General features: G+C 68.9%; 8 protein-coding genes and 1 riboswitch. Of the genes, 7 read left to right on the forward strand and 1 reads right to left on the reverse strand.

All coding sequences use genetic code 11. From position 1 onward, the window contains the following. The first annotated feature begins 64 nt into the window (after positions 1–64). From MMB92_RS14190 to MMB92_RS14215, 6 genes are all read left to right on the forward strand, one after another. Positions 65–577: a disulfide bond formation protein B gene (locus MMB92_RS14190; protein WP_006489750.1), complete on the forward strand. Its 513-nt coding sequence runs from the start codon at positions 65–67 to the stop codon at positions 575–577. A gap of 625 nt (positions 578–1,202) precedes the next feature. Beyond that, complete coding sequence (gene xdhC, locus MMB92_RS14195; RefSeq protein ID WP_006482042.1) at positions 1,203–2,207, forward strand: xanthine dehydrogenase accessory protein XdhC; 1,005 nt, start codon at positions 1,203–1,205, stop codon at positions 2,205–2,207. 18 nt (positions 2,208–2,225) lie between these two features. Further along, a complete protein-coding gene (locus MMB92_RS14200; RefSeq protein WP_006482041.1) occupies positions 2,226–3,251 on the forward strand; it encodes an adenosine deaminase in 1,026 nt (341 codons plus the stop codon). A gap of 27 nt (positions 3,252–3,278) precedes the next feature. Next, positions 3,279–3,626 carry a hypothetical protein gene (locus MMB92_RS14205; protein WP_080323307.1) on the forward strand — a complete coding sequence of 116 codons (348 nt, stop codon included), beginning with the start codon at positions 3,279–3,281 and terminating at the stop codon, positions 3,624–3,626. After that, positions 3,623–4,942, forward strand: coding sequence for a guanine deaminase (guaD, locus tag MMB92_RS14210; protein WP_062884693.1), 1,320 nt, complete (start codon positions 3,623–3,625; stop codon positions 4,940–4,942). The genes MMB92_RS14205 and guaD overlap by 4 nt, the downstream gene beginning before the upstream one ends. A gap of 126 nt (positions 4,943–5,068) precedes the next feature. After that, positions 5,069–5,209, forward strand: a riboswitch (yybP-ykoY riboswitch). Positions 5,210–5,287: 78 nt separating this feature from the next. Further along, entirely contained in the window at positions 5,288–5,860 is a 573-nt protein-coding gene (locus MMB92_RS14215) for a TMEM165/GDT1 family protein (RefSeq protein ID WP_006482044.1), read from the forward strand. A gap of 54 nt (positions 5,861–5,914) precedes the next feature. On the opposite strand, the gene MMB92_RS14220 is transcribed toward MMB92_RS14215, so the two are convergent. After that, positions 5,915–6,622, reverse strand: coding sequence for a DUF4136 domain-containing protein (locus MMB92_RS14220; protein WP_012492880.1), 708 nt, complete (start codon positions 6,620–6,622; stop codon positions 5,915–5,917). 187 nt (positions 6,623–6,809) lie between these two features. Between MMB92_RS14220 and pepN the strand changes: the two genes are divergently transcribed. Continuing rightward, positions 6,810–9,503 (forward strand): aminopeptidase N, encoded by a 2,694-nt coding sequence (gene pepN, locus MMB92_RS14225; RefSeq protein WP_277562737.1) that lies wholly within the window; start codon positions 6,810–6,812, stop codon positions 9,501–9,503. Positions 9,504–9,700 lie beyond the last annotated feature (197 nt).

Consider the following 9,700-nt stretch of genomic DNA (forward strand, 5'->3'; position numbering starts at 1 on the left):
CAGACCGTTCGCGCTAAAATCGCGCGATTGTTTTCCGGACCGACCGACGAGGAACCCCGCCGACATGAACGACTACACGCTTGCACTACGCCGCGAACGCCGCCTGCTGATGCTGCTCGGATGGGTGTGCATCGCCCTGCTGGCCGGCGCGCTGTACCTGCAGTACGTGAAGAACGAAGACCCGTGCCCGCTGTGCATCATCCAGCGCTACTTCTTCTGCGCGATCGGGATCTTCGCGTTCCTGGCCGCCGGGATCCGCAACTGGCGCGGCGTCTGGGTACTCGAGCTGCTGATCGCGATCGCCGCGGCCGGCGGTGTCGGCACGGCCGCACGGCACCTGTCGATCCAGATGAATCCGGGCTTCAGCTGCGGCTTCGACACGCTGCAGCCGATCGTCGACAGCCTGCCGCCCGCGCAGTGGTTCCCCGGCATGTTCAAGGTCGCCGGGCTGTGCGAGACCGTCTATCCGCCGATCTTCGGCATCCTGCTGCCCGGCTGGGCGCTGATCGGCTTCGCCGTGATCCTGGTCGCGGTCGTCGCAAGCCTCTGGCGCCATCGCCGCAAGCTCGCGGGCTGACCGGCCGGCCGCGTTTTGGCCCATGGCCTGCGCGGCCCCGCCGAACGGGCCGCGCGCCGCCGGCAAGTCGTCGCCCGGCTGCAGCCGACGCCTCCGGCGGCCCTGCCCGGCCGCCGCGCGTAAACACCTACCCCGCCGTCGCCTGGATTTCCGGGCGAGCGCGTGTCGCGCGATTGCCGCGCCCCCGCCCCGCCACGCATGCGTTTCGGCCCGATGTGCATGCATCGGTCCCCCGATCCCGCGCGGCGGGCCTATGATCGACATGATCGCCTCCTGATAGCCCGGATCACCGCCCGGCCATGTTCCGGCCGCGTGGCGATGCTATCTTCGGGACTGGATGGCGATCTACGTGCGCGAGGCCAGGCGGTCTCACCGCTCCCTGCGTAACGCGCGCCCGATCCGCAATGTCGACTGGATTCATCATGACAACGCAAACCATCCGCATCCGTCACCCTCATGGCGTCCGCGCGTCCGGCGGCGCCGTACGCGCACGCCGTCAGTCCGCGGCCACCGCACGGCATCGGCCCTGCAGCCGGCCGGCCCCGCTCCCGTCCGTCCTCGTTGCCGCCGCGCCCGCCAGCCCGCGCCGCGCGTCGTGCCGCGTCGTCCCGAACGGAGCGTGCTGATGGAAGCCTGGCTCGGCGATCTGCAGCAACTGCTCGCGCACGGCGAAGCGGCCGTGCTCGTGACGGTCGCGCACACCGACGGCTCCGCGCCGCGCGAAGCCGGCACCAAGATGCTCGTCACGCGCGACACGGCCCGCCATACGATCGGCGGCGGTCATCTGGAATGGAAGGCGATCGAGATCGCGCGGCACCTGCTGAAGGACGGCGCGCACGTGCCGCACGCCCGCCGGCTAGAGCGGCTCGCGCTCGGCCCGAGTCTCGGCCAGTGCTGCGGCGGCGCCGTGGTGCTCGCGTTCGAGCGGCTCGACGTCGGCGATCTCGGCTGGATCATGTCGCTCGCGAAGCGCGTCGCGGCCGGCGCCGCGACCGTGCGTAGCGTATCATTCGGCCCCTCGCCGGGCGCGCCGCTGTTGAGCGAGCCCGAATCGGAAGCCGCGCGTGCCGACTGCCTGCTGTGGGAAACCGGCGGCGTATCGCTGATGACCGAGACGATCGCGCCGTATGCGTTCCCCGTCGTGCTGTTCGGCGCCGGGCACATCGGCACCGCGCTCGTGAAGGTGCTGGCGACGCTGCCGTGCCAGGTGCGCTGGATCGACGGGCCCGATGCGGTGTTCCCGCCGGCCGACGCGCTCGCCGGTATCGGCAACCTCGTGATCGACGCGGCTGCGTCCCCGGCGGACGCGGTCGACGCCGCGCCGCCGCAGTCCTACTTCGTCGTGATGACGCACGACCATGCACTCGATTTCGTGCTGGCCGAGCGCATCCTGCGACGCGGCGACTATGCGTACTTCGGGATGACCGGCTCGCACACGAAGCGCGTGCAGTTCGATCACCGGCTCGCCGCGATCGGCATCGACCCGGCCCAGGTCGCGCGGATGCGCTGCCCGATCGGTGTCGAAGGCATCATCGACAAGGCGCCCGAAGTGATCGCGATCTCGGTGGCCGCGCAGTTGCTGCAGGCCGTCGAGGCGAATGCGTCCGCGCAGGCTTCCCCTACCTACTGACCGACCAAGAACGACGCCATGACCCCGACATTCAAGGACAAGATTGCCCGCGCGCCGAAAGCGGAGCTGCACATCCACATCGAAGGCTCGCTCGAGCCCGAACTGATCTTCGCGCTCGCGCAGCGCAACGGCGTGAAGCTCGCCTACGACTCGATCGATGCGCTGCGCGCCGCGTACGCGTTCACCGACCTGCAATCGTTCCTCGACATCTACTACGCCGGCGCGAGCGTGCTGCTCACCGAGCAGGATTTCTACGACATGACGGCCGCATACTGCGAACGCGCGCTCGCCGACAACGTCGTCCACACCGAACTGTTCTTCGACCCGCAGACGCACACCGAGCGCGGCGTGCCGATCGAGACGGTCGTCGCGGGCATCGAGCGCGCGCTCGCCGATGCCGAACGACGCGGGCTGTCGAGCAAGCTGATCCTGTGCTTCCTGCGCCACCTGTCGGAAGAGGATGCGCTCGCGACGTTCGAATCCGCGTTGCCGCTGTTCGAACGCTATCGTCATCGCCTGATCGGCGTGGGCCTCGATTCGTCCGAGCTCGGCCATCCGCCGACGAAGTTCGCGCGCGTGTTCGAAAAGGCCCGCGCACTCGGGCTGAAGCTCGTCGCGCATGCGGGCGAGGAAGGCCCGCCCGCCTACATCTACGAAGCGCTCGACGTGCTGAAGGTCGACCGGATCGACCACGGCGTGCGCAGCATCGAGGATGCCGCGCTCGTCGAACGCCTCGCCCGATCGCGCACGGCGCTCACCGTCTGCCCGCTGTCGAACCTGAAGCTGTGCGTGTTCGACGACATGGCGAAGCACACGCTGAAGGCGCTGCTCGACCGCGGCGTCGCGGTGACGATCAACTCCGACGATCCGGCCTATTTCGGCGGCTACGTCAATGAAAACTACTTCGCGACGGCCGAAGGGCTGCAACTCACGGATGCCGAAGTCCATGCGGTGATCCGCAACGGCTTCGAGGCGTCGTTCATCGAACCGGCGCAGCGCGACGCACTGTACGCGCGCCTCGACGCGTACTGGCAGGCGGCGTGACGGCCCGCATCGAGGAACGCTAGATAGATGAAACACGGCAACGGCATCCGCTTCGCGCTCACCGGTTCGGCCTGGCCCCGGGCCGGTGGGCTGCGTGCATGCGGCGCGACGGCGCCGTGTGTCGACGCTTGTGCGCACCGGCCGTCGCGGCTGGCCGTGCCGTTCGCCGCCGCACCGGATGCGGGTGCAACGGCCGCGAGGTGCGCGGGCAACCACTCGCGGGCGGCTTCGGCCGCCACGTTCGCCCATGCCATCGCCGCCGGCCGCGCCGCACGCCGCGTGCCGCTGCCACTCGCGACGCACCGTCCCGCCGCCGTGCTGCGCCGATCGCTTTCTTCTGTTCGCCTTACCTTGATGCAGGACCATTCGTCATGACGCAAACCGCTTTCCGCTCCCAACTGCTGACCTTCAACGGCGACCCGGCGCAATCGAGCCAGGCCGCGAACCACGAGACCGACGGGCTCCTGATCGTCGACGACGGCAAGGTCGTCGCGATCGGCCCGTATGCGGCGCTCGCCGCGACGCTCGCGCGCGATGCGGTGGTCCACGACCTGCGCGACAAGCTGATCGTGCCCGGCTTCATCGACACGCACATCCACTATCCGCAGACGGACATGATCGCGTCGCCGGCGCCGGGCCTGTTGCCGTGGCTCGACAAGTACACGTTCCCGACCGAGCGCCAGTTCGGCGACCCCGAGCATGCGCGCGAAGTCGCCGACTTCTTCGTCGACGAACTGCTTGCGTGCGGCACGACGAGCGCACTCGTCTACTGCACGGTGCACAAGCAATCGGCCGATGCGCTGTTCGCCGCAAGCGACGCGCGCGACCTGCGGATGATCGCGGGCAAGGTGCTGATGGACCGCAACTGCCCCGAATTCCTGCGCGACACCGCGCAGTCGGGCTATGACGACAGCGCCGAGCTGATCGACCGCTGGCACGGCAAGGGCCGCCAGATGTACGCGCTCACGCCGCGCTTCGCGCCGACGTCGACCGAGGCGCAGCTCGAGGCGTGCGGCGAACTCGCGCGCCGCCATCCGGACGTGTTCGTGCAGAGCCACGTCGCGGAAAACGTCGACGAGGTGAAATGGGTGGCCGAGCTGTTCCCCGGCCATCGCAGCTATCTCGACATCTACGACCGCTACGGGCTGCTGCGTCCGCGCGCGGTGTACGGTCACTGCATCCACCTCGACGACGAGGATCGCCGCCGGATGGCCGAGACGCGCACCGTCGTCGCGCACTGCCCGACGTCGAACTTCTTCCTCGGCAGCGGGCTGTTCGACTTCGACAAGGCCGGCGAACACGACGTGCCCGTCACGCTCGCGACCGACGTCGGCGGCGGCACGTCGTTCTCGATGCTGCAGACGATGAACGAGGCGCACAAGGTCGCGCGACTGTCGGGCCATCACCTGACCGCCACGCGGATGTTCTGGCTCGCGACGGCCGGCGCCGCGCAGGCGCTCGACCTCGCCGACACGGTCGGCACGCTCAAGCCGCGCACCGAAGCCGACTTCGTCGTGCTCGATCCGCAGGCGACGCCGCTGCTCGCGCGCCGTACGAAGCGCGCGGAGTCGCTCGAGGAACTGCTGTTCGCGTTCGCGCTGCTCGGCGACGACCGCGCGGTATACCGCACCTACGCGGCCGGCGAACTCGTGCACGAACGCGGCGCCGCGCGCCGCCCGGCCGCCGCGTAACGACCCGCGGCCGGCACGTTCCGACACGCGCGGCAGCTTCGCCGCCGTGCATGTCGGCAATCGAAGCCGCTTCAGTGCGCCGCACGGCGGCCCGGCTGCTTTCCGGCGCGCAACGCGCCGTGCTAGAATGCGCCGCTCATTGGGGAGTAGCCGCTCCGCTCGATGTCCCGCGCCCCCGGCGCGCATCGTGACGGAGGCGTCCGTCAACAGACTTGGCCGTTCGGCCATGGCGGACGCAGCCACGTTGGCCTGGCGAGACCGATGGTTCACTGCGCGCCGCATCAGGGCCCGGCGCGCGGTGGATCGTCGCTCGCACGCACAACAACGGCCCGCGGAACCCCATTCGTGTCTCAAGCCTTCCTGATCTCCACCGGCGCCGTCGCCCTCGCTGAAATCGGCGACAAGACCCAACTGCTTTCCCTCGTGCTGGCCGCGCGCTATCGCAAGCCGGTGCCGATCATTCTCGGCGTGCTCGTCGCGACGCTCGTCAACCATGGTTTCGCCGGCGCGCTCGGCGAATGGCTGGGCGCGCTCGTCACGCCGTCGATCATGCGCTGGGCGCTCGCGTTCTCGTTCATCGCGATGGGGCTGTGGATTCTCGTACCGGACAAGCTCGACGAGGACGAAGCCAATGCGACCCGCTCGCGGCTCGGCGTGTTCGGCGCGACGCTCGTCGCGTTCTTCCTCGCGGAAATGGGCGACAAGACGCAGATCGCGACCGTCGCGCTGGCCGCGCGCTTCCAGGACTACATCGGTGTCGTGGCCGGCACGACGTTCGGGATGATGCTCGCGAACGTGCCGGCGATCCTGCTCGGCGACCGCTTCGCGCATCGTCTGCCGACGAAGCTCGTGCACGGGATCGCAGCTGTGCTGTTCGTCGTGCTCGGCGCGCTGGCGCTGCTGGGTATCGGGGTCTGACGGAAAGGAAGGTGGCTGGCGCGGCCGGGCGGCCGCGCCGGAGTGGATGCCGCTTTACTTCGCGACGGCCGCGCCCGAGGCGGGCGCCGCCGGCACCGCGCGCTCGTTGGCGGCCGGCGCCGCCGGCCCGCCGCGCTTGTCGACCGGCAGCCGAACCGAGCGGACCGCGCCGTTCGACAACGGGAAATCGGCGAGCGCGCTGCGCGCGAGGAACGGCATCGCGTACAGCAGCGTGCCGTTGTCGCCGGTCGTGCGCGCGGACACGTTGTAGACCTCCTTGCCGGTCGCGCGCTCGGTGATGCGGATACCGAGCATGTAGTCGAACACCTGGTACGTCTGCGCGACATAGCCGGCCGGCATCGGCCCCCAGGGCCCCCACGGGCCCCAGGGATTCCACGGCCCGCGCCGCCAGTACGGCCCGGGCGCGAACCACGGATCGTAGTAGACCGGCTGCGGCACCGTCACGAGATCGCTGCCGACCGCATAGGTCAGCCCGACGAGATAGCGGGCCTGCGACTGCGGCACCTGCCGGAACGCGTACGCGGACAGCTCGTTCGCGACGATCGGCTCGTAGGTCGACTGCTCGATGCTGTTCTTCTGCGCGTCCGTGCGCGTGAACGCATAGGTGCGCGTCGCGTCGCTGCCGCTCCAGTCGGAGAAGGCCGTGACCTGGGTGGTCACGTAGCTGGTGCAGCCGGTCAGCAGCGCGACGCACAGCGCCGCCGCCCAGCCCGCACCGCGAAAAATCCAATCGCGTTTCATGTTGATCCTCGTCGATCCGTCACCCGTTCGTCGCACCGCGCGAACCACAACGGGATGCCGATAATACGCGGACTGGCGGAAGCGGTAAAAAGTTCGCCCGACACGCAGCCGCAAGCCTTTGTACAATGGCCCGGTTCGCCTGGCCCGCGCGACGGGCCCGTCCCCCACTCCACCGATCTCGACGACCATGTCCGACAACGCCTCCTCCACCGTGATCCGCCGCGCCGACTACACGCCGCCGGCCTTCCTCATCGATTCCGTCGCACTCGAATTCGATCTCGCGCCGGCCCGCACGATCGTCAGGAATACGATGCGCGTGCGCCGCAATCCGGATGCCGCGCCCGCGCCGCACCTGGAACTGATGGGCGAGGCGCTCGAATTCCTCGGCGCGCGGCTGGATGGCGCACCGCACGGCGCCGTGCGCGCGCACGAGCACGGGCTGACCGTCGAGAACGTGCCCGACACGTTCGAGCTGACGCTCGAAAGCGCGTGCGCCCCCGACCAGAATACGACGCTGTCGGGCCTCTACGTGTCGAGCGGCAACTTCTTCACGCAGTGCGAAGCCGAAGGCTTTCGCCGCATCACCTACTTCCTCGACCGCCCCGACGTGATGGCGTCGTACGTCGTCACGCTGCGTGCCGACAAGGCCGCGTACCCGGTGCTGCTGTCGAACGGCAATCTCGTCGACTCGGGCGACCTGCCCGACGGCCGCCACTTCGCGAAGTGGGAAGACCCGTTCCGCAAGCCGAGCTATCTGTTCGCGCTGGTCGCGGGCAAGCTCGTCGCGATCGAGGAAACGATCACCACCGGCTCCGGCAAGGAAAAGCTGCTGCAGGTGTGGGTCGAACCGGCCGATCTCGGCAAGACGCGTCACGCGATGGATTCGCTGATCCACTCGATCCGCTGGGACGAAAAGCGCTTCGGCCTCGAGCTCGATCTCGACCGCTTCATGATCGTCGCGGTCGGCGACTTCAACATGGGCGCGATGGAGAACAAGGGGCTCAACATCTTCAACACGAAGTACGTGCTGGCGAACCCCGAGACCGCGACCGACACCGATTTCGCGAACATCGAGTCGGTGGTCGGCCACGAGTACTTCCACAACTGGACCGGCAACCGCGTGACCTGCCGCGACTGGTTCCAGTTGAGCCTGAAGGAAGGTCTGACGGTGTTCCGCGACCAGGAGTTCTCGGCCGACATGGCCGCGGGCGACGCGGTCGAATCGGCGGCCCGCGCGGTCAAGCGCATCGAGGACGTGCGCGTGCTGCGCCAGCTGCAGTTCGCGGAGGACGCGGGCCCGATGGCGCACCCGGTGCGCCCGGAGAGCTACGTCGAGATCAACAACTTCTACACGATGACGGTCTACGAGAAAGGCTCGGAAGTCGTGCGGATGTACCAGACGCTGTTCGGCCGCGACGGCTTCCGCAAGGGGATGGACCTCTACTTCAAGCGCCACGACGGCCACGCGGTGACCTGCGATGACTTCCGTCACGCGATGGCCGACGCGAACGGGCGCGACCTCGCGCAGTTCGAGCGCTGGTACAGCCAGGCCGGCACGCCGCGCGTGTCGGTGCGCACCGCGTACGACGCGGCCGCACGCCGCTATACGGTCACGCTCGCGCAGGGCTACGGCGACGCGTCGCCGGCCGCGCGCGAAACGCAGCAGGGGCCGCTCCTGATCCCGTTCGCGATCGGCCTGATCGGCCGCGACGGCCGTGACCTGCCGCTGCGTCTCGACGGCGAAGCCGCTGCATCGGGCACGACGCGCGTGCTGGAGTTCACCGACACCGAGCAGACCTTCACGTTCGTCGACGTGCCGGAAGCGCCGCTGCCGTCGCTGCTGCGCAACTTCTCGTCGCCGGTGATCGTCGAGTACGACTACAGCGACGACGATCTCGCGTTCCTGCTCGCGCACGACAGCGATCCGTTCAACCGCTGGGAGGCCGGCCAGCGCCTCGCGACGCGCGCGCTGCTGACGCTCGCCGCGCGGGCGGCCGCCAACGCGTCGCTCACGCTCGGCGAGAACTTCGTCGCCGCGTTCCGCCGCGTATTGACCGATGAAAGCCTGTCGCCGGCGTTCCGCGAACTCGCGCTTACACTGCCGTCGGAAACCTATCTCGCCGATCAGATGGCCGAGGCCGATCCGGCCGCCGTGCATCGCGCGCGCCAGTTCGTGCGCCGCCAGCTCGCAACCGCGCTGCGCGCCGACTGGCTCGCTACGTACGAGCAGCACCAGACGCCCGGCGCCTACGAGCCGACGCCTGAAGCCTCGGGCCGCCGCGCGCTGAAGAACCTCGCGCTCGCGTATCTGGCCGAACTCGACGATCCGGCCGATGCGGTACGCCTCGCCACGGCCCAGTACGACGCGGCGAACAACATGACCGATCGCGCGGCTGCGCTCGGCGCGCTGCTGTCCGCGGCCGCCGCGGGCGCGAACGGGCCGGCCGAGCACGCGCTCGACGACTTCTACCGCCGCTTCGAGAAGGAAGCGCTCGTGATCGACAAGTGGTTCGCGATGCAGGCGGCGCAACGCGGTACGCCCGCGCAGCCGACGCTCGCGAAGGTGCGCAAGCTGCTCGCGCACCCGGCGTTCAATCTGAAGAATCCGAATCGCGCGCGCTCGCTGATCTTCAGCTTCTGCGCGGCCAATCCCGCGCAATTCCACGCGGCGGACGGTTCGGGCTACGCGTTCTGGGCCGAACAGGTGCTCGCGCTCGACGCGATCAACCCGCAGGTCGCCGCACGCCTCGCGCGCTCGCTCGAACTGTGGCGCCGCTTCACGCCGGCGCTGCGCGACCGGATGCGCGAAGCGCTCGAACAGGTCGCGGCCGGCGCGAAATCGCGTGACGTGCGCGAAATCGTCGAGAAGGCGCTCGCGTAACTTGCGCGTTCGACCTGTCGCGTCCGCGCGATCGAGCCGGTGCCGCCTCACGCGGCGCCGGCTTTTTTATGGTTCATCGCAGGAAACCGTGGAGGGTTTTCGAGCGATTGCATAATCTGACACCTGATTTTGAGGATGTCGGAGGAAGAATTGCTCGATCGCAAGGCACTTCAGGCACTGGGCTGCTGGACCGGCTA

Source organism: Burkholderia sp. IO2 (assembly GCF_029522185.1).
GTDB lineage: Bacteria > Pseudomonadota > Gammaproteobacteria > Burkholderiales > Burkholderiaceae > Burkholderia > Burkholderia cenocepacia.